The following is a 21,202-nucleotide window of genomic DNA, read 5'->3' as shown; positions in this document are numbered from 1 at the left end:
TCCACTTTTTTAGGAGCGGAGGTGTCAATTATTGATTAGTGATTTCAGCTTCCTTTTGAGCCATTTTTGCCGTTACGTGTTCATCAATTCGTAGGAATGGTAGATAGATAAATACGCTAACCGCAATGATTAGAACTTGCAGTACTGCTGCTCGCCAATCCCCACCTGTCGCAAGGAATCCTGAAATAACTGGTGGTGTGGTCCACGGTATCTGAACTACCACATGATTGATTAAGCCGGCTGCAGTCGCAAAGTAGGCAGTTACTAATGAGAAGATTGGTGCTAACACAAACGGAATAATTAGACTCAAGTTAAATACGATCGGTAATCCAAAGATGATCGGCTCGCTGATATTAAACATCGCTGGTGTTACCGATAGTTTAGCAAAGTCTTTATAATCTTTTCGACGACTGAAGATGAAAATCGCAATCAATAAGGCGATCGTATTTCCTGAACCACCCATAACAGCAAAAGTATCCTTGAAAGCCATGTTGATAATATGTGGGATGTGTTCATGGTTTGCATAAGCTGCCATATTTTCTTGCATGTTTTGTAATAAGAACGGATCAAGTAAAGAACCTGAAATTACAGCTTGATGAATTCCAAAACCAAAGAATAAATTGGCGATTGATGTGATTAAGATAAAGCCAGGTAAACCAGTTGTGATGTGACTTAAAGGTCCCGTGATCGCTTTAGTGATCACGCCATTTACGTCCATGTTGAATAACTGATTGACAGCGAAAGATAGAATCGCAAAACCAGTAACAGTAATCATGATCGGGATCAATACATTGAATGACTTCAACACTGCGGGCGGGATATTTCCAGATAGTTTGATTTGCAATTTTTCATTTGTAGATAATTTAATGAATAGCTCAGTAGCTACTAATCCAACAAAGATTCCGACAAACATTCCTGATGCACCTGTATGGGAACCTGGAATAACTCCGGTTACTTCAATCGCTTTTTTTGCATTTTCCGGAGTGAACATCATTTTCATTGGTGTTAAAACGATGAAAGTTGAGATCGAAACTAAAACCGCTGCGATATGATTTGTATAATTTCTGCTAACACACATATGATAAGAAACTGCAGCTACAACTAATAGCGTCGTAATACTCAATGTTCCATTGGCGATCGACATGCCAATTTCTTGAACTTTCATTAATGTTTCGGGTTTAACAATTTTACCCATAAAACCAGTTGGTTCTAAGATAACGTAATTAATCAAAGTCACGAATCCAGCTAACATCATAAATGGCATGAATGTTGCAAATGCATCGCGTAATGTACGCATATGAATTTGATTTCCTAGCTTCGATGCGATCATACCAAATCGTTCAAACACCTGTTCCTTCTTATTTGTTTTCTTCATGGTATATTCTCCTTGTTTTTTTATTTGTAAGCACTTACCGTAGTTCAATAATAGAACGGAATTTGATAAAAGTAAATAACTTTTTTTAAAATTATATACTTTAATAAAAAAGGGCAAAAAAAAGAGCTGATTTCCTCAGCTCTTTCAATCATTTTTCAACAAAAACGGCTTCAAAAACAAAATCTTGATACAAATGCCTTGTAATGGAGTATTCAAAAGGAGTCCCGTTTGCCAAAGAAACACTTTTTTCAACTTCGATCATAAAGTCTCCGGCATCAATTCCTAATATATTTGCATCAAACTCGGTTGCCAGTACGCCCTTCATCCAAACGTGAGAAGCATTGATCTCTAACTGCAGTTCATTGCGAATATAGGAATAAACCGATTTTTTCAAGTGTTTAGGTTCCAAACCAGGAATAATTGATAGCGGCATAAAAGTTTGTTCCAATGAATAGGGTTGTTGATCGACAAAACGACTGCGAACAATATTATAAATGTATTCCTTGTCGTTAATCTGTAATCGCTCTGCTATTTTTTTTGACGGTAATTCAATTGAAAACATATGAATTTCAGAGTCTACATGTTCTTCGCCAACTACGCTCATAAAACCTTCGCTTGGACCGAAAACTTTCGAATTATGGATCGGTTTGCGCAAAACTTCGGTTCCAAATCCACTTCGACTATGTAAAACTCCTTCAGAAACTAACATGTCTAATCCTTTTTTTACTGTCAATTTACTCGTATGATATTGTTTTGCCAATTCGGAACCAGTTGGTAATTTTTCACCGATTGCGTAAGTACCGTTTTCAATTTTCTTTTTTACATCAGAATAAACTTCCATATATTTCGCATTCTTCTTCATTTTTTCCCTCCTATAGTTACCGCGTAAAGATATAAATAATTATATACCTTTCTTTAATTTTAGCAATCTTTAAAGAGTAAAACAATTAACATTTATAAAAAGTATATATTTTTTAATAAAAAAATATTCCAATTTATTGGAAGCGGTGTTATGATGGAGTAGTACTCAAGAGAATGTCATTTTAGGAGGATACAATGAACAAACAACAATTAACATTTCCAGAAAACTTTTGGTGGGGTTCTGCTTGGTCAGCTGAGCAAGCAGAAGGTCGTGGTGAAACTGGAAAAGCCGAAACGGTTTGGGAACGTTGGTACAAAGAACAACCATACCGTTTTTATCAAAGGATTAGTTCAGAAATTACGACAGATCACATTCATCGTTATAAAGAAGACGTTCAACTGATGAAGCAAACCGGACATAATTCCTTTCGGGTCTCGATCTCTTGGGCGCGGATGTTCCCAAATGATGGAGTAGGGGAGGTAAATCCAAAAGCGGTTGAATTTTATCGGGATTTATTTACTGAGATGAATAACAATGGTATTAAAGTATTCGCCAATCTTTATCATTTTGATATGCCAGCAGCCCAACAGGATAAAGGCGGTTGGGAATCACGGGAAGTTGTCGATGCATATGTGCAATTTGCAGTTACTTGTTTCAAGGAGTTTGGCGATCTCGTCTACCACTGGTTCACTTTCAATGAACCGTTGGGGCCGATCTTAGGGTCATATTTGGAAGACTTCCATTACCCAAATTTGATTGATTTCAAACGAGGAGCGCAAGCGGCTCACTTTACTATTTTGGCTCACGCGAAAGCAATTGCAGCACACAAAGAGTTGAATTTGAACAGTAAAATAGGTGTTATCTTGAATTTAAGCCCGACATTTCCAAGGAGTCAAACCCCCGCTGATGTGAAGGCAGCTGAAATTGCGGATCTTTTTTATGTTCGCAGTTTTTTAGATCCAATGGTCAAGGGTGTTTATCCAGAAAAATTAATTAACCTTTTACGTGAATATGATCAATTGCCAACGGATTATACCGAGGAAGACCTGCGTTGTATCAAAGAGAACACGGCACAAATCTTAGGATTGAACTATTATGAACCACGTCGTGTGAAGGCTCGTTTAACTGCAATCAATCAAGAGGGTCCGTTCTTACCGGATTGGTTTTTTGAGAATCATGTGATGCCGGGACGACGGATGAATGAATATCGTGGTTGGGAAATTTATGAAAAAGGTATCCATGATTTATGCATGGATATCAAAGAAAACTATGGGAATATCGAATCCTTTATCTCTGAAAATGGGATGGGCGTAGCAGATGAGGAACGCTTTATGGATGAAAGTGGGCAAGTGATTGATGATTACCGGATCGAATATATCCAAGATCACCTCGCCTATCTTTGGAAAGCAATCAATGACGGCTGTAATATCAAAGGGTATCATCTTTGGACCTTTATTGACTGCTGGTCCTGGATCAATGCATATAAGAACCGTTATGGACTAATTTCTCTTGATCTGCCAACCCAAAAACGGACGATCAAGAAAAGTGGTGAGTTCTACAAACAGTTAAGCAATCAAAATGGGTTTGAGTATGATATTGATCGATTGGTATAGCAAAAAATGAGTGGAAAAACTTGTATTTTTGTTTGAAAATCTTTTATCTAGAAATCTTAGAGTTATTCATTCAATGGGATTGTTCAAATAAGCATCGGGACTGGGACAAAAGTTCTCTCAGTATCTTCTAGTATCTCTAAAAACGGATAAACGGTGTTCAAGAAGCAACTCCTCAACAATAAGCGATGATTTTCTAAAATATGAGGAGCTATTTTAAAAAATCCTCTCTTATTCGCTCGGAGCTAAACGCTTCTTTCACGACCTCTTGCTAAACGGTGTTCAAACATCAGCTCCTTGAAATAAGCCTGAATTTTTCAAAACATGAGAAGCTGTTTCAAAAAATTCTTTCTTATTGTCATCAGAGCTACCCGATGTTTTCACGACCTCTGATTCACGGTGTTCAAAGAGCTGACCTTCGGCGATAAGTCAAAAAATCTCAAAACATGGGGAGCTGTTTCGAGATTTTCATCCTTAATGCTCCTGCGATTACTCATCGCAGTTTTTACTTGGTGAGCGCTCAGGTCAAGACACTCTTTTCACGACCTCAAGAGAAACACAAAAAACGCTTGGTGTTCGTTTATTTGTTCCCATAGATCTACTGGCTATAAATAGCTCATCGCTTTGTTCAAAAAAACAGAAGCCATTTTCAGTATTGTGCACGAATTGTTTAACTATCACACATTGATTAGTAACTGGGATAGTAGTTGAGAGCGTAGCGTATTCTTTTGTAAAATGAAAGGTCTGAAACAATCATTAACCTAAAAAGAAAGTAAGCCTGATTTTGATTCATTACGTCAAAGTCAGGCTTATTTTTTCTGTTCTAGGCACAATCTTTCACGAATTTTCTTCAATTAAGTACCATGAGTGCGAAGGTGCTTAATTAATGGATCCTGTTTTCCACGTAAATGAAAACGACGGAATGTCAATTAGATACCTGATTGTTTTTCTATGTTTTTACTAATTGTTCAAGCAACGATTGAATGAACATTAGCAAGAAATTTCATTTAGCTATACGAACAACTGCAAATTATTTTGAAAATAGAAGATTCAATGAGTAAACCAACGCACCAGTATGTCCTAGTACAGCCGGAAATCAAAAAGCCTAAAATAATTAGGAGCAGTGAGATTGAAGAGGGATCGGAATATTCAGATGGGAAATACCGAAAGAGTTTTTATAGGGTGAGTCATTTTCATTTTTAACAAAACAATTTACTCCGGTTTCAGTGAGGTAGTTTGGTAATGGAATAAGAGAAAAATTTTTTATCGTTATTTTAAAATAACATTTTTAATAGGAAGGTGTATCTCGTTTATTATATGTATCTTTATTCTTAATGTTGATAATGTAATTTTTTGTTGTAATATTTTTTTATGATAACAGACTTTTTGTTTTTATTATAACAAATTTATCTTATTAAATATTTTATATTTTTTTATTTTATAAATGAATATACTGAATATATTATGAGATGTGTACTTATGTTATATATGAAGGGGTAGGGAAGGAAAAGGGGACATAAGATGACATAAAATGGCTTTACACTCAGTTCAAAAGGAGGGAAGTGTCCAGTGAGGTTGTAGATTAAGGAGTATCATCTTATTTTGATCAGATCATAAAAGAGAAAGTATACATATCATGTGAAAAATCTGTATGGCATCATGAATTATTCTCTAATTCATTTATAGGAGGAATCGTTATGGCTATTGATCATAAACAAGTGACTCAATTGGAAAAATTAGCATTAAACATTCAACTAGATATTTTGATAAGTGTTAAACAAAGAGGAGAAGAATCAATGGATTGTTCTTTTTCTATGATCAAATTGTTAGCTGTTTTATACGGTAAACAGATGAAGATTGACCCGAAAAAACCAGATTGGGGAAATCGTGATCAATTAGTTTTAGCTAAAAGTCATGCGGTATTGGAATTATATAGTACTTTATCTAATCTAGGGTATTTTGATAAGAAGTGGCTATGGACGATGAGTCATCAAGGGGACAGACTCCCTAAAAAGTTAGATCGTTCAAAGACTCCTGGAATCGATGTGACAATCGGGGACTTAAATAACGGTGTTGCAATAGCTGCAGGTCTTGCGATGGGATTAAAAATAGCAAATAAGGAAAATGATGTTTATTTAGTGATGGATGAAGACGAATTAAAAGATGAACGTTGCTGGCAAGTATTTCAGTGTATTGCTCATTTTAAATTAGATCATTGCTTGGTAATTATTGATAGTGGTTATAGAAAACGAGAACAGTTAAGCAAAAGGTATGAGAAATCTTATCTATTGAAAAGAAAAGCAGAGAAGGCTGGGTTTTATACGTTACTCGTTGATGGGACAAATATCAAAGCAATCAATGAGGCGATTGAAGAGTATAAAATGAGGACGACACAAGCCTTCTGTATTGTTTTAGAAAGTTATCCAGAGCGAGTGCTATCAGACTTAACAATGGACGATCATGAGGATTCAAGTAAAAAAATTCCTAAAACATTCCATCAAGAGATAGAAAAAACGATTTTGAAATTACAAGAAAAGCTTGAAAGGATGAGCTAAATGGTTCAGTTAAGTAACTCGTTATCTGTAAGGAAAGAACTTCGTACTTGCATAGTTGATACATTAAATGAATTAATGACAAAAAACCACAATATCGTTGCGTTAGAAAATAAGTTTGAATCATTTAGTAATTGGGTTGATTTAAAAAATGAACACCCAAAGAGATATCTCAACATGCCTGTGGATGAAGAGAACATGGTAGGTATTGCAGCGGGGTTAAGTTTAGCTGGCTACCAACCTTTTATCCATCTTTTTGATTCTCATGCGATTCGAAAAATTTTTGATCAATTATTCATTTCCGAAGGATACGGTGGAAATACCATCAATATTTTTGGGGAATATTTCGCTTCTAATCGAAATGGAAAGGAACGCGTCAATGAACTAGGGGAAGATTTAGCGTTGATGACAATGATCCCAAATTCAATTATTTGTGAAGCAACAGATGAGGTGCAAATGGCATGGATCATCAAAGAATTTAGCCAATTGAGCGGTATTCACTATGTACGCGGAGAAAATAAAAGGGTACCTAATATCTATAAAAAAGAAACGACTTTTCAATTAGGCAAAGGAAACATTGTATGGTATGGAACAGATATTTTAATTATTGTCGCTGGCAGATTAGTTTACGAAGCTCTCAATGTTGCTAAGCGGTTAAAGTCCTGTCAAATTAGTTGCGAAGTCATTGATATGTTCACGATCAAACCAATCGATAAACAGTTGATCCTTAACGAGTTGAAAGGGAAAACACAAGTGGTCACTATCGAAAATTATGCAGTTATTGGTGGCTTGAGCAGTGCGGTGAACAGAGCTCTTACAGAAAATAAAGCAGCTGTTCCGTTGAGAAAGATAGAGATTGTGAAGCTTAGGCAACAAACGGATGTGCCAATCCAGACAGAAGGTTTTGACTTAGTGGTTCAGTTGATTGTTGAAACAATATTAGCGAATGAGCTAGATCGATAACGGAAAAATTGAGCTGGATCATGATAAAGGATAAAATTTCTTGAAAAAAATTAGTGTATCAAAGAAAGCCTATGAAATATTGATTCTAATCGAAATACATAAAGATCCTTGATTGATCAAGGAAATGAAGAAAACGAAAAAGGCAGCGTTTGGATTGGCCCGATGAAAGGGCCATTTGGGCGCTGTCTTCCTTTAATTTTTCGTTTCTTTAACTACTTAAAAGAGTTTTAATCAATTAATAATTGAACATGTTTGCCAAAAGTTTCTTTTTGACTATCGGATATAGCAGAATCGGTAATCAAATAGTCGACTTCTTGGAGTGGATAAAAGCCATAGAAATCTTTTTTATCAAGTTTATGATGATCTGCTACGATATATCGTATTTCAGCGCTGTTCAATGCGTAACGTTGAGTCAATCCTTCATCTTCATTTGAAGTGAAAACGGATGTTTTATCTAATCCATTTACCCCGATGAAACTTTTTTTTACATGGATATTTGCAATAAAATCATTGGCGATCGTCCCAACGAAAGCGCCGGTCTTATTTCGATAGGAGCCGCCGATCAGGATGATCTCAAATCGAGGATCACTTTTGAATTTGTTAAACACATGGATCGAATTGGTAATGATTTTAGCATGGTTAATCGTCAAAAAATCATAAGCTAATTCAATCGTTGTTCCAGGTCCTAAAAAGACAGTATCGCCTTCGTGGATATGATTCGCAATGATTGTGGCAATTTCTATTTTTTCTGACAAATGAAGATCCTTTTTTTCCCGATGACTTAGTTCGATCACGGAAGTTTTAGGATTTAATAGTTTGGCACCACCATGAATGCGAATGATTAACCCCTTATCCTCCAATTCCTGCAAATCTCTACGAACAGTCATATCAGCTACTTTCAATTCTTGAACAATATCGGCCACTTTCACGATGCCGTTCTTCTCTAGTTGTGCTAATAAGTATTTTTGTCGTTCTTCTTTTAACATGATATAAACTCCCTGATATTTCGTGGTTCTTATTTTTTTTGTTTGAAATAAACATAAAACATTCAAAGGAGGTTGTCAAATATTAAAGGTTTGTATAAGAAAATAGATTGACATGTTAAAAACATTCGGTTACTATTTGTTTGTAAAGGACAAAAACGAACACAAACAAACATAAACTGGAACAAATATAATGTTCTTGTAAGAGAATGGAGGAAGAAAAATGGATAAAGAAACAGTAGCAATGATTGGATTTGAAGTGGTAGCTTTTGCTGGTGAAGCAAGATCGAAATTGATCGAAGCGTTAGCTAAAGCAGAGAAGGGGGAATTTGAAGAAGCCAATGGATTAGTTGAAGAAGCAAATCAGAGTTTGGTTGAAGCGCACAATTCTCAAACTAAAATGTTAGCTGCTGAAGCGAGTGGTGAAACAATTGAAGTAGGGTTTATTATGGTTCACGCCCAAGATCATCTAATGACCACGTTGCTATTGAAAGATGTCATTCAACATCTCTTTAATATTTATAAAAAATCATAGAGGAGCCTGGGTATGAATGCAATGATCAAACGTATCGAAAAAATGAAACCGTTTTTTGAGAAAATTTCTAATAATTCTTATTTAAGAGCAATTAGGGATGGTTTTATCAGTCTTATCCCTGTCATTCTTTTTTCAAGCTTTTTTTTATTGGTAGCATATGTTCCCAACGCATTCAATTTTCATTGGGGAGAAGAAATAGAGTCCATTCTAATGAAAGCGTATAACGGGTCCAGGGGGATATTAGGGATCTTAATGGCTGCTACAGTGACCAAGAGTTTGACAGAGAACTTTAATACTAAATTGCCAAAAACGAATCAAATCAATAGTACTTCAACCATGATCGCTGCTTTTATTGGTTTCTTGATTGTTGGGGTTGATTCGTTAGAAGGTGGATTTGCTTCTGATTACATGGGGACCAAAGGATTGATGACAGCGTTCATTGTTGGTTTTATTGTTCCTAATATCTATCGATTCTGTGTTAGCAAGAATTTGACAGTGAAAATGCCAGAGGAAGTTCCTGGTAATATCTCACAGACATTTAAGGATTTGATCCCGATTACACTGTCGACCGTCTTTTTTTGGGGATTTGATTTGGGTTTTCGTAACCTTGTCGGTAGTGGGTTTTCAGAAAAATTGATTGAGCTGTTCCAACCAATTTTCTCAGCGGCCGATGGCTATTTTGGGTTAGCACTCATTTTTGGGGCAATGGCGTTTTTCTGGTTTGTCGGTATCCACGGTCCCTCTATTGTTGAGCCAGCTGTTGCTGCCATCTACATAACAAATGTAGAGATGAATTTTCAACTGTATCAAAGTGGGGAACATGCACCGAAAATTTTATCTCAAGGCTTACAATACTTTGTTGCCACACTAGGTGGGACGGGTGCGACATTGGTCATTACGTTGATGTTTGCTTTTCTAGCAAAGTCAAAGCAGTTAAAAACAATGGGACGTGCCTCAGCGATTCCCGTTTTGTTTGGTGTGAATGAACCCATGCTGTTTGGTGCACCAATTGTATTGAATCCTATCTTTTTTATTCCTTTTATTCTTGCACCGATCCTCAATGTCTGGATCTTTAAATTTTTTGTTGAGGTGTTAGATATGAATGGATTCATCTACAATCTGCCATGGACAACTCCTGGACCAGTAGGGTTGATCTTAGGGACAGGTTTTGCTGGACTATCGATCGTTTTGATGATTGTTTTATTAACAGTTGATTTTGCGATTTACTATCCATTTTTCAAAGCCTATGACAATGAATTATTAGTGAAAGAAAAAGAAATAGGGCACGGGGATCAGTTGGAAAGTACAACTGTCAAACCAGCAGTCGTTTCACCGGCATTTGCTAAACAAAAGAATGATCAGACTAATGTTCTTGTACTTTGTGCCAATGGAGCAACTAGTTCGATGTTAGCCAATGCAATTAAAAAGGGTGCGAAGGAATTGAGTATCGGTGTGGATGCGACGGCAATGGCTTATGGGCAACATAAAGATCAGATTGGCGAGTTTGACTTGATTATCTTAGCTCCGCAAATGGCTTCGATGCTTGAGGAACTGAGAGAAAGTGCGAAGGACCATAAAACACAAACTGTTTCTACTACGGGAATCGAGTACGTCAAACTTGCAAAAGCACCTACTGATGCGGTCAACTTTGTTTTTGAAAATCTAACATGATGTGGAGGATGCGATGAATAAATTTCCAGAACATTTTATTTTTGGAGCGGCAACGGCCGCTTATCAAGCTGAGGGTGCCCTTTCAATAGGAAACCGTGGGAAAAATTATTGGGATGATTACCTTAAAAAGACAGGGACGTTTGACCCTAGTCAAGCAAGTGATTTCTATAATCGTTATGCAGAAGACTTACAAGCATGTCATCAGTTTGGCATCAATGGCATTCGGATTTCGATTGCCTGGTCTAGGATCTTTCCTAGTGGGAGGGAGAAGGTCGATCCGATCGGTGTCCAATTTTATCATCGTTTGATCGATTCTTGTATCAAAAATGGAGTCACGCCGTTTGTGACTTTGCACCATTTTGATACACCAGAGAAGCAATTTAAAGATGGTGATTGGTTGTCTGCAAATATGGTGGATGATTATGTTGACTTTGCGCAATTTTGTTTCGAAGAATACGGGGACAAAGTGAAACATTGGATCACGATCAATGAACCTTGGTCAGTGGTTGCCGGTCAATACATCATCGGTCATTTTCCGCCAAACAATCAATATGAGCTGGGTAAAGCGATCCAATCGATGCACAACATGATGGTTGCCCACGCTCGCGTAGTCAAAAAATACAAGGAAGCTAATTACCAAGGTGAGATCGGGATCGTTCATATTTTAGAATCAAAGTACGGGATAACTGATCAGAGAGAAGATAGCCTGTCAGCGAAGAAAGAACATATCTTGGCGAATCAATTTCTATTGGATGCGACGTTTAAAGGGGAATACTCAGCAGAAACGATGCGTGTGATCAATGAGATCTTATCTGCAAATGGGGCGCAGCTTGAACTCAAAATAGAAGATTTTGATCATCTAAAAGAAGCAGCAAAAATGATTGATTTTTTAGGAGTCAATTATTATGCGAGTCATTTTTTAAAAGGCTATACAGGAACATCAAAAATCCAACATAACGGAACTGGTGAAAAAGGAAGTAGTATCTTTGCCTTGCAAGGTGTAGGAGAAAGGGTAACAAATCCTGTAATCCCAACGACTGACTGGGATTGGCCGATCTATCCACAAGGGTTGGAAGATATGCTTCTCTTGATCAAACAGAATTATCCGAACTATGGAAAAATCTATGTAACAGAAAATGGTTTAGGGAGTAAGGATCATTTTGAAGCGGGACAAATCAATGATGAGGAGCGGATCGATTATGTTCGTCTTCATCTAGCCGCTATTTTACGGTCGATCGACCAAGGTGTGAGAATTGAGGGATACTTTATTTGGTCGTTGATGGATATGTTTTCTTGGACGAATGGTTACAATAAACGTTATGGATTATTTTACGTAGATTTTGATACGCAGCAACGATTTCCTAAAAAGAGTGCTTATTGGTACCAAAAAATCAGCAAAGAAAAAGTATTGGATCAACCGATTAAAAATGAAACTAGCGAGAAATGAGAAACTAAACAGGAGGAAAAATGAGTATGCGAGTAGTCATTGGTGCGGATAGCGACGGAATGGAATTAAAAGAATGGTTAAAAGATAAGCTCGTGCAAGAGGGATTTGAAGTAGAAGATAAAAGTATTCAACCAGCAGAAGATTTTATTGCATCTACATTAGCTATCACAACAGATTTAAAAGAACACCCGGAAAGTCTAGGGATTGCTATTGATGGTTATGGTGTAGGTAGCTTTATGGTCGCAACAAAAATAAAAGGAATCGTGGCAGCTGAAGTGTCGGATGAAAGAAGTGCTTATATGACTAGAGACCATAATGATGCCCGAATGATTACCTTAGGCGCAGCGATTGTTGGTAAAGAGCTTGCGTTAAATATCGTTAAGGGATTTTTGACCGCATCTTATAGTGGTGGTCGTCATCAGATTCGTGTAGATATGTTAAATGAAATGGGTTAAGAAAGGAGCAGATAATGAGAATAGCAATTGGATGTGACCACATCGTAACAGATACAAAAATAGCAGTTGCGGATTTTTTGAAATCAAAAGGGCATGAAGTATTGGATGTAGGGACCTATGATTTTACCCGCACACATTACCCGATATATGGGAAAAAAATTGGAGAAGCAGTAGTTAAAAAAGAAGTTGATTTAGGCGTATGTTTATGTGGAACAGGTGTCGGGATTACCAATGCAGTCAATAAAGTACCTGGAGTAAGAGGTGCGTTGGTTCGTGACATGACCAGTGCCATCTATGCAAAAGAGCAACTAAATGCGAACGTCATTGGTTTTGGTGCCAGAATCACAGGAGAATTTTTGATTTGTGATGTCATCGAAGCCTTTATTCAGGCAGAATATCAAGAAACAGATAAAAACAAACAGTTGATCGAAAAAATCAACCAGTGTGAAAGCACAAATGCTTCGCAAGAGAAGCCGGAATTTTTTGCAAAATTTCTTAAAAAATGGGAAATGGGCGAATACGAAGACTAAAAAGGAGCGTGACATAGAAGCAATGGATGGAAAAATGAAACATTTAAAAAAACTCTGGAATAAAGAACAAATCTTTGCCGCTTTAGCAATTGATCAACGAGGTGCATTACGTAAAATGCTTACCAAAGCAAAAGGAGAAGAAGCATGTGCTAAAGAGCTGGAAGAATTTAAGATGATCGTGTCTTCGCAACTAACAAAAGATGCGTCAGCGATTTTGTTAGACCCGGAGTATGGCTTGCCTGCAGCGAAAGCGAAAGAAGCTGGCTTACTTCTTGCCTATGAAAAAACGGGATATGATAGTACCGTGCCTGGAAGACTTCCTGATCTTTTACCTACTTGTTCAGTTAAGAATCTAAAAGAGGCAGGTGCAGATGCTTGTAAATTCTTACTTTATTATGATGTTGATGAAAGTGACGAAATCAATGAGCGAAAACAGGTATTTATCGAACGGATCGGCTCAGAATGTCAGGCAGAAAATTTACCATTCTTTTTAGAATTAGTTTCATATGATCAAAACATTTCTGATAGTCAATCAAAAGAATATGCGATGAAAAAACCTGGTAAAGTCATAAAAATGATGGAGAAATTTTCTGAAGAGCGATTCAATGTCGATGTCTTGAAAGTGGAAGTTCCTGTCAACATGCACTATGTAGAAGGATATGGTCAAACGGATTTCGTACATACGAAAGAAGAAGCAGCGAAATTTTTCCAAGAACAAGCTGCTGCTACCCATTTGCCTTATATCTTTTTAAGTGCCGGTGTCGAAGCAGAATTATTTTATGAAACACTACGTTTTGCCAAGGCAGCAGGATCGACCTTCAATGGGGTTCTTTGTGGTCGGGCAACGTGGAGTGCTGGGGTAGAAACTTTTGTTAAACACGGAAAAGAAGCGGCAATGACGTGGATGAACGAAGAAGGAAGTAAAAAAATCCAACAACTCAACCAAGTACTGAAAGAAACTGCAACACCAGTAGCGTTATAAAAAAGGCTATGAATACCATTTGTTCGGAGGGTATAAACATAGCGGGCAACTTTACTGAATGAACATTTTTTGAAACGCTTCTTCTATTTTTTATAATGGAGAAAAATAGACAAGAATAAATAATCAAGAGATATAAAGATAGTGTAAAGAAACGATTTAAAGTTTCACACTATCTTTATATCTTTTTTTGTATGATCAAATCATAAAGGAGAGAGGAAAAATGATGATTATATTTGGTTTGATTAGTGCTTTATTAATGATTTATCTTTTCTGGTTTTTATTTAAGGGGGAAGAGTTATGAGTAGTATCATTTATCAAGGATTGTTTTTTTTATTTGTGTTACTAATTCTAGCGTTACCTCTTGGGTGGTATATTAAACAAATCATGCAAAATAACATACCTAAAGGCGTACGATTTTTGCAACCCGTTGAAAAACTATTTTATAAAATAATCGGACCAGTAAGTCAGAAAGAAATGACGGCGAAACGCTACATTTTTAGTGTATTGTCATTAAGCCTTTTTTCGCTCATTTTACTGATTGGTCTGTTAATGACACAAGAATGGTTGCCGGGAGGGAATACAGTTAAAAATCTTTCTTTCCCATTAGCCCTCAATACGGCAGTTAGCTTTGTAACGAATACTAATTGGCAAGCCTATGCTGGGGAAACTACCTTATCGAATTTTTCGCAAATGTTTGGCTTAACAGTTCAAAATTTTGTATCTGCAGGTGTTGGTTTAGCAGTTTTGATTGCCTTATTAAGAGGTTTGACTCAAGTGAAAAATAAACGGCTAGGGAATTTTTGGCAAGATTTAACCAGAGGTCTAGTCTATATCTTATTGCCGCTTTCCATCGTTTTAGCCATCTTATTAATCTCTCAAGGAACGATCCAAACGTTTCAATCAGGGTTAGCTTATCAAGGATTAGAAGGAAAAGATTTGTGGTTGTATCTAGGACCAGTAGCAAGCCAAGTAGCTATCAAGCAGTTAGGAACAAATGGTGGTGGTTTTTTTGGAGCAAATTCAGCTTATCCTTTTGAGAATCCAACGATTTTAGCGAATTTTTTGGAAAATATTGCCATTTTACTCATTCCTGCTGCATTGATTTTTACACTAGGTTTTTGGGTAAAAGAATGGAAACAAGGGCGGACGATATTAATCGTTGCAACCACCTTTGTTCTATTAGCGTTTATCGGGGTAGCAGTTAGTGAATATTATGGACCAAACTTTACTCAAGTGTTAGGTTCGGCCAACATGGAAGGAAAAGAAGTTCGTTTCGGTGTGGGATGGTCAAGTTTATGGGCTGTCAGCACGACTGCTGCTTCTAATGGTTCGGTCAATGCGATGCTAGATAGTTTTACGCCCTTAGGTGGAGCGATCCCACTCTTTTTGATGCAATTAGGAGAGATTATTTTTGGTGGGATTGGTAGTGGACTATACGGCATGCTTGCTTTTCTTTTGTTAGCCGTTTTTATTGCTGGTTTATTAGTTGGTCGTACGCCCGAATATTTAGGGAAAAAAATTGAAGCGTTTGACATCAAGATGGCTAGTTTAGTTATTTTGACTCCTTTAATGTTGACCCTCTTTGGAGCTATGGCCTTGATCAGCCACAGTGAAGTCTTCACTTGGTTAACTAATGAAGGTCCTCATGGATTTAGTGAATTATTATATGGTGCAACTTCCTTAGCGAATAATAATGGGAGTTCATTTGGCGGTCTATTAGCAGATACGCCGTTTATTAACTATTTAGGCAGTTTCTTGATGCTGCTTTCCAGATATCTACCGATCGTTGCGATTTTATTCCTAGCAGAAAACATGGGGAATAAGAAAAAAGCAGCGTTGAGTCCAGGGACATTATCAACCGTCAGTCCAACGTTTGTTACGATGTTGATTATCGTCATTTTAGTGATCGGCGCCTTGAGTTTCTTACCAGCATTAGCCTTAGGACCAATTGCTGAGTATTTTACAGTAAAGTGAGTGAGAAAAATGAAAAAAATCTATTTATGGGCTGTGGGTCAATCGTTCAAGAAGTTGGACCCACGACAGCAATTAAGAAACCCAGTCATGTTTGTTGTCTATTTAGACGCGATTTTGACAACCATTTTGTGTTTTTACCCGATGGATGTACCGTTATGGTTTAGTCTTGCGATTACGGTTTTCTTATGGTTGACTCTATTATTTGCCAATTTTGCTGAAGCCGTTGCTGAAGGTCGTGGGAAGGCACAAGCGGATAGTTTGAAGCAAGCGAAGAAAGAAGTAATGACCTATAAGATCACCCGTTTAGAAGATGTGCAAGAAAAAAACTTTATTGAGATCCGTTCTTCTGATTTGAAAAAAGACGATCTGGTTTATGTCCAGGCAGGTGAACAAATCCCAGCAGACGGGGACGTCATCGAAGGGGCTGCCTCCGTCGATGAAAGTGCCATTACTGGAGAATCAGCACCAGTCATTCGGGAATCCGGAGGGGATCGAAGCGCTGTGACAGGAGGAACGACAGTCGTCTCTGATTATTTAGTGATACGGGTCACTTCCGAAAACGGGCAATCATTTTTAGATAAAATGATTGCGATGGTGGAAGGCACCCAACGAAAAAAAACACCGAATGAAATCGGGCTGCAAATCTTTTTGATCACTTTGACGATCATTTTCTTAACAGTTTCGATTACGCTGATCCCGTTTACTCACTTTAGTAGTCTGCTGGCAGGAAAAGGTGGCCCGCTTTCGTTAATCATTGTGATTGCGTTATTGATTTGTTTAGCACCCACGACAATTGGTGCGTTGATCTCTTCGATCGGTATTGCTGGTATGAGTCGATTGACAAAAGAAAATGTCATTGCCATGAGTGGTCGGGCAATCGAAGCGGCAGGAGACGTCGATGTCTTATTATTGGATAAAACAGGAACGATTACGCTGGGCAATCGACGTGCAAGTGAATTTTTACCAGTTCATCAAGTGAGTGAACGAGAACTGGCGGATGCTGCCCAACTTTCCTCTTTGGTAGATGAAACAGCAGAAGGCAGAAGCATTGTGATTTTAGCCAAAGAACGATTCAATCTACGGGAACGTGAATTTCAGCAATCTGAGGTGAAATTTATTGATTTTAGTGCCAAAACAAGAATGAGCGGGATCGATTATCGCGGGGACGAAATTCGTAAAGGCGCGGCTGACACTATGAAAAAATATGTGGAAGCAAATGGACATACCTATCCTGAAGAATGTGATCAATTAGTGGCTCAAATCGCACGTGCAGGAGGAACGCCATTAGTAGTTGTCAAAAATTACCAAGTTTTAGGTGTCGTTTATCTCAAAGACATTGTAAAAAATGGTGTGAAAGAAAAATTTGCAGATATGCGGAAAATGGGGATCAAAACGATCATGATCACAGGGGATAATCCTTTGACGGCGGCAGCGATTGCAGCAGAAGCGGGCGTTGATGACTTTTTGGCAGAAGCAACACCAGAAAACAAAATGGAATTAATCCGTGAGTACCAAGAAAAAGGTCACCTTGTAGCAATGACGGGTGATGGAACGAATGATGCTCCGGCATTAGCACAAGCTGATGTAGCGATGGCAATGAATACAGGAACCCAGGCTGCCAAAGAAGCAGGGAACATGATCGACTTAGATTCAAGCCCTACGAAGCTCCTGCAAGTAGTTCAAATCGGCAAACAACTATTGATGACTCGTGGAGCGTTAACGACCTTTAGTATTGCCAATGATGTTGCTAAATATTTTGCGGTGATCCCAGTCTTGTTCTATAGCATCTATCCACAATTAGATCAATTGAACATCATGGGACTTAGTACGCCTTTAACAGCTATCTTATCTGCGGTCATTTATAATGCGGTGGTGATTGTGGCATTGATCCCGTTAGCGTTGAAAGGTGTTGCTTACCAGGAAAAACCAGCTAGTCAAATCCTGCGACATAATCTACTTGTCTATGGATTAGGAGGTGTCATTGCACCATTTATTTTTATCAAACTGATTGATGTCATTTTATCATTCGTGATTTTGTAAAGGAGAAAAGTGATGCGAAAAACAGTTATAGGAAGTATTCGTTTTTTATTGTTAAGTTTACTTGTTTTCGGAGGGGGGTATACATTGCTAGTTACCGGGGTCGGTCAACTATTTTTCAATGAACAAGCTAATGGTAGCCAAGTTACCAATGATGGGAAAGTCATAGGTTCGAAGTTGATTGGGCAACCTTTTGAATCAACTCGCTATTTTTCTGGACGGAATGAAAAAGTTAGCCAACTGTCACCGGTATCCAAGGAACAAGCTTCACGTGTGGAACAGAGAACGAAAAAACAACTTCAAGAAAACCCAGCGCAAAAAGAAGTTCCGGTGGATCTAGTGACTGCTTCGGCAAGTGGTGTAGACCCGGATATCAGTGTGGAAGCAGCCAATTTTCAAGTGTCAAAAATCGCTCAAGAGCGAGGTCTTAAAGAAGCGGATATCTATGCTATAATAGAAAAAAACAGCCATAAGGATTGGTTTTCAGATCGCAAATACGTTAATGTATTACAATTGAATCTTTCGTTAGATCAGATGTCTGATTCATAATCGGTTCTAGCCATTTTCTTGATTGGTTTTAGCCAATCGGAAAATGGCTCAGACTTACATAAAGGATAAGTTGGAGGGGGAAAGGATGTCGTTATCGAGTGTATCAGAAGATTTTATGCAAAGACAGCAAGGGAAGAAGGGCAAACTAAGAGTATTCTTTGGTTTTGCGGCTGGTGTCGGTAAAACGTATGCGATGCTCTTAGAAGCTAGAGAATTATTTGCCTTAGGTAAAGATGTCGTGATTGGCTATATTGAGCCTCATGATCGACCAGAAACGAATCAACTACTCGAAGGTATGCCTCAGATCCCACCCAAAGAAATCAATTACAAATCAATCACTTTATTTGAACCTGATATTGATCGCTTGATCAAGCGAAAGCCCGAAGTAGTTTTGATCGATGAATTAGCACACACCAATGCGCATGGTTCAAGAAATAAGAAACGTTACCAAGACGTGGCAGAGTTACTGAATGCTGGAATCAACGTTTTTACAACGATTAATGTGCAACATATCGAAAGTTTGAATGATGTTGTTGTTAATGTAACAGGTGTGGAAGTAAAAGAAACCGTGCCAGACACTTTCTTTCAACAAGCATCTTTGAAAGTGATCGATGTTGAGCCGGAAGAATTGATCTTACGGTTAGAAGAAGGAAAGATCTATACCAACGAAAATGCAAAACGAGCCTTAAAAAATTTTTTTACCCCACAAAAGTTGAACCATCTGAGAGGTTTAGCGATCCAAAGAGCTTCCGATCATATCAATCAAGTCAGTAGTCAAACCAATCGAATCCAAAGCAAGTTGTTGACTATTGTTAATGACGATTTTCCTAAAATGGCAGAAAAGTGTATTCGTTGGACTGCAAGATTGGCGCAAGGCTTAGGTGCGCAATGGGTCGTGATTCAGATTCGTTCACATGAAGACACGCCAACAAATTTACCTCTTGCCGACAAACTTGGTGGAGAAGTGATCAGTATGGAAGAAGAAGGAAGCTTTGAAACGATCGTTGAATACGCTAAAATGACTGGTATTACAGATATTATCATGGGAAAGAATCTACGACAACCATGGTATGAACGATTATTTTTAGAATCGTTTGAAAACCGATTGCTGAAGCGATTGAATGATACAGAGATCCATTTGATCCCATTTCAAGAAACTAGACCGTCTTTTTTATTTCATACAAGAAAAATCATTGAAGGCGGCGGGAAAGATCTAGGGTATGCATTAGGTGCTGTTTTTTGTGCCACTTTAATTACTGAGTTGATGCAGTATTTGAACGTCGGTGATCAAAATCTGATGTTGATCTATCTCTTTTTCGTCTTATTAGTCGCTCGGATGACTTCCGGTTATTTTTGGAGCGCTTTAGCATCAATCCTTAGTGTACTATCGTTCAATTGGTTTTTTGTTGAACCGCTTTATTCATTGACAGTCTATAAACAAGGCTATCCGTTCACTCTTTTGATCATGTTTTTAGTTGCTCTGATGATTAGTAACTTAATGGTGCGGTTAAAAAAACAAGCAGTTTATTCTATGGAAAAAGAGCATCAAATGGAAATTCTTTATGAATTGAATAAACAATATGTGTTGGCACAAGATCAACAACAAATTTTTGATATTACTGCGACGTATCTTTCACGTTTGTTAGATCGGGAAGTGGTTCTCTTTGATTCTGAAGGACAAGTGAAAAGTGTGCATCGTGTCGATCGGAAAAAATCAAGACTTAACATCAGTGAAGAAATTGCAGTAGCTGTTTGGACAGCAAAAAATCAACAGGAAGCAGGAAATGGAACCGATACCCTCGGAGGAGCAAAAGGATTCTATTTGCCGATCCTTACTAATGGAAAAGTCGTAGCTGTTTTAGGAATGGAACGAAGTCATTCCCACGACCTACAAAACGATCAACTAAACTATTTAAAGTTGCTCATTACACAACTGGCAACGATTCTGGAACAAAATCAATTGAAAAATGAGAAAGAGCAAATCGAACTTGAGAATGAACGAGAAAGAGTCCGCAGCAATTTGCTCCGAGCGGTCTCGCATGATTTGCGGACACCATTAACGGCAATTTCAGGGATTGCGGAGACGTTAAACAATGAAAAAAGTGTGTCGAAAGAAACCCAACAAAAATTATTGCAAGATATTCAAGATGAGTCCCAATGGTTGATTCGAATGGTGGAAAATTTATTATCGATTACACGGATCAACATGAATACAATGAAAGTGAATAAATCAGCGGAACCGATTGAAGAAATTATCGAAGCTGTGTATAGTCATTTGAAAAAAGTGTATCCAGATAGCCAATTAGATGTCGTATTACCAGAAAACATGCTATTCATCCAAGCAGATCCTATTTTAATTGAACAAGCTTTGTTCAATTTGATTGAGAATGCTTTGAGACACGGTGAAAAACAGCAACCTGTACGATTGACTGTGAGCCAAAATGGAGAAGAAACGAGGATTGAGATTAGAAATAAGGGTGAGATTCCTATTGAACAATTTCAAAAAATCCAAAATAATCTGACTCAACCAAATGAGGTGCCTGTTGATTCTAAAAACGGATTGGGAATTGGTTTAAGTATTGTCAACACGATCATTCGTGCTCATAACGGACAAATGGAGATGATTGCCGATAATGGGGAAACGATTGTCCGAATCTATTTAAAGTAAGGAGTTTTT

The 21,202-nt window shown here is 37.8% G+C and carries 16 protein-coding genes; 13 read left to right on the top strand and 3 right to left on the bottom strand.

Annotation, left to right across the window (positions count from 1 at the left end; translation table 11 throughout):
* Window positions 1-28: 28 nt before the first annotated feature.
* Together IGJ18_RS09430 and IGJ18_RS09425 are read right to left on the bottom strand one after the other, a co-directional pair.
* Window positions 29-1,375 (bottom strand): PTS sugar transporter subunit IIC, encoded by a 1,347-nt coding sequence (locus tag IGJ18_RS09430; RefSeq protein ID WP_010737911.1) that lies wholly within the window; start codon window positions 1,373-1,375, stop codon window positions 29-31.
* 148 nt (window positions 1,376-1,523) lie between these two features.
* Complete coding sequence (locus IGJ18_RS09425; protein WP_010718458.1) at window positions 1,524-2,237, bottom strand: GntR family transcriptional regulator; 714 nt, start codon at window positions 2,235-2,237, stop codon at window positions 1,524-1,526.
* A 194-nt stretch (window positions 2,238-2,431) separates the two neighbouring features.
* On the opposite strand from IGJ18_RS09425, the gene IGJ18_RS09420 reads away from it, so the two are divergent.
* The 3 genes from IGJ18_RS09420 to IGJ18_RS09410 all read left to right on the top strand — a co-directional run bounded on the left by IGJ18_RS09420 (window position 2,432) and on the right by IGJ18_RS09410 (window position 7,362).
* Entirely contained in the window at window positions 2,432-3,850 is a 1,419-nt protein-coding gene (locus IGJ18_RS09420) for a glycoside hydrolase family 1 protein (RefSeq protein WP_034700827.1), read from the top strand.
* Window positions 3,851-5,544: 1,694 nt separating this feature from the next.
* Window positions 5,545-6,402, top strand: coding sequence for a hypothetical protein (locus IGJ18_RS09415; protein ID WP_034700825.1), 858 nt, complete (start codon window positions 5,545-5,547; stop codon window positions 6,400-6,402).
* Window positions 6,403-7,362: a transketolase family protein gene (locus IGJ18_RS09410; RefSeq protein ID WP_438843260.1), complete on the top strand. Its 960-nt coding sequence runs from the start codon at window positions 6,403-6,405 to the stop codon at window positions 7,360-7,362.
* Between the two features lie 227 nt (window positions 7,363-7,589).
* On the opposite strand, the gene IGJ18_RS09405 is transcribed toward IGJ18_RS09410, so the two are convergent.
* Window positions 7,590-8,348, bottom strand: coding sequence for a DeoR/GlpR family DNA-binding transcription regulator (locus IGJ18_RS09405; RefSeq protein WP_438843259.1), 759 nt, complete (start codon window positions 8,346-8,348; stop codon window positions 7,590-7,592).
* A gap of 220 nt (window positions 8,349-8,568) precedes the next feature.
* On the opposite strand from IGJ18_RS09405, the gene IGJ18_RS09400 reads away from it, so the two are divergent.
* The 10 genes from IGJ18_RS09400 to IGJ18_RS09355 all read left to right on the top strand — a co-directional run bounded on the left by IGJ18_RS09400 (window position 8,569) and on the right by IGJ18_RS09355 (window position 21,193).
* On the top strand, window positions 8,569-8,880 hold the full coding sequence (locus IGJ18_RS09400; protein ID WP_034700819.1) for a PTS lactose/cellobiose transporter subunit IIA: 312 nt from the start codon (window positions 8,569-8,571) through the stop codon (window positions 8,878-8,880).
* 12 nt (window positions 8,881-8,892) lie between these two features.
* Window positions 8,893-10,551, top strand: a complete 1,659-nt coding sequence (locus IGJ18_RS09395; RefSeq protein ID WP_438843258.1) for a PTS transporter subunit EIIC — start codon at window positions 8,893-8,895, stop codon at window positions 10,549-10,551.
* A gap of 13 nt (window positions 10,552-10,564) precedes the next feature.
* A complete protein-coding gene (gene lacG, locus IGJ18_RS09390) occupies window positions 10,565-11,998 on the top strand; it encodes a 6-phospho-beta-galactosidase (RefSeq protein WP_438843256.1) in 1,434 nt (477 codons plus the stop codon).
* A 26-nt stretch (window positions 11,999-12,024) separates the two neighbouring features.
* Window positions 12,025-12,453: a galactose-6-phosphate isomerase subunit LacA gene (gene lacA, locus IGJ18_RS09385; protein ID WP_161637951.1), complete on the top strand. Its 429-nt coding sequence runs from the start codon at window positions 12,025-12,027 to the stop codon at window positions 12,451-12,453.
* A 14-nt stretch (window positions 12,454-12,467) separates the two neighbouring features.
* Window positions 12,468-12,983: a galactose-6-phosphate isomerase subunit LacB gene (lacB, locus tag IGJ18_RS09380; protein ID WP_010718449.1), complete on the top strand. Its 516-nt coding sequence runs from the start codon at window positions 12,468-12,470 to the stop codon at window positions 12,981-12,983.
* Between the two features lie 34 nt (window positions 12,984-13,017).
* Window positions 13,018-13,965, top strand: a complete 948-nt coding sequence (gene lacD / locus IGJ18_RS09375) for a tagatose-bisphosphate aldolase (protein WP_438843255.1) — start codon at window positions 13,018-13,020, stop codon at window positions 13,963-13,965.
* A gap of 297 nt (window positions 13,966-14,262) precedes the next feature.
* A complete protein-coding gene (kdpA, locus tag IGJ18_RS09370) occupies window positions 14,263-15,939 on the top strand; it encodes a potassium-transporting ATPase subunit KdpA (protein ID WP_438843254.1) in 1,677 nt (558 codons plus the stop codon).
* A 9-nt stretch (window positions 15,940-15,948) separates the two neighbouring features.
* Window positions 15,949-17,979: a potassium-transporting ATPase subunit KdpB gene (gene kdpB, locus IGJ18_RS09365; protein WP_438843253.1), complete on the top strand. Its 2,031-nt coding sequence runs from the start codon at window positions 15,949-15,951 to the stop codon at window positions 17,977-17,979.
* Between the two features lie 12 nt (window positions 17,980-17,991).
* A complete protein-coding gene (locus IGJ18_RS09360; RefSeq protein ID WP_207427099.1) occupies window positions 17,992-18,525 on the top strand; it encodes a potassium-transporting ATPase subunit C in 534 nt (177 codons plus the stop codon).
* Between the two features lie 85 nt (window positions 18,526-18,610).
* On the top strand, window positions 18,611-21,193 hold the full coding sequence (locus IGJ18_RS09355) for a sensor histidine kinase (RefSeq protein ID WP_274456562.1): 2,583 nt from the start codon (window positions 18,611-18,613) through the stop codon (window positions 21,191-21,193).
* Window positions 21,194-21,202 lie beyond the last annotated feature (9 nt).

The sequence above is a fragment of the Enterococcus sp. AZ078 genome, assembly GCF_051714985.1.
Classification (GTDB): Bacteria; Bacillota; Bacilli; order Lactobacillales; family Enterococcaceae; genus Enterococcus_B; species Enterococcus_B hirae.
This window is presented reverse-complemented; position numbering and strand designations above follow the sequence as displayed.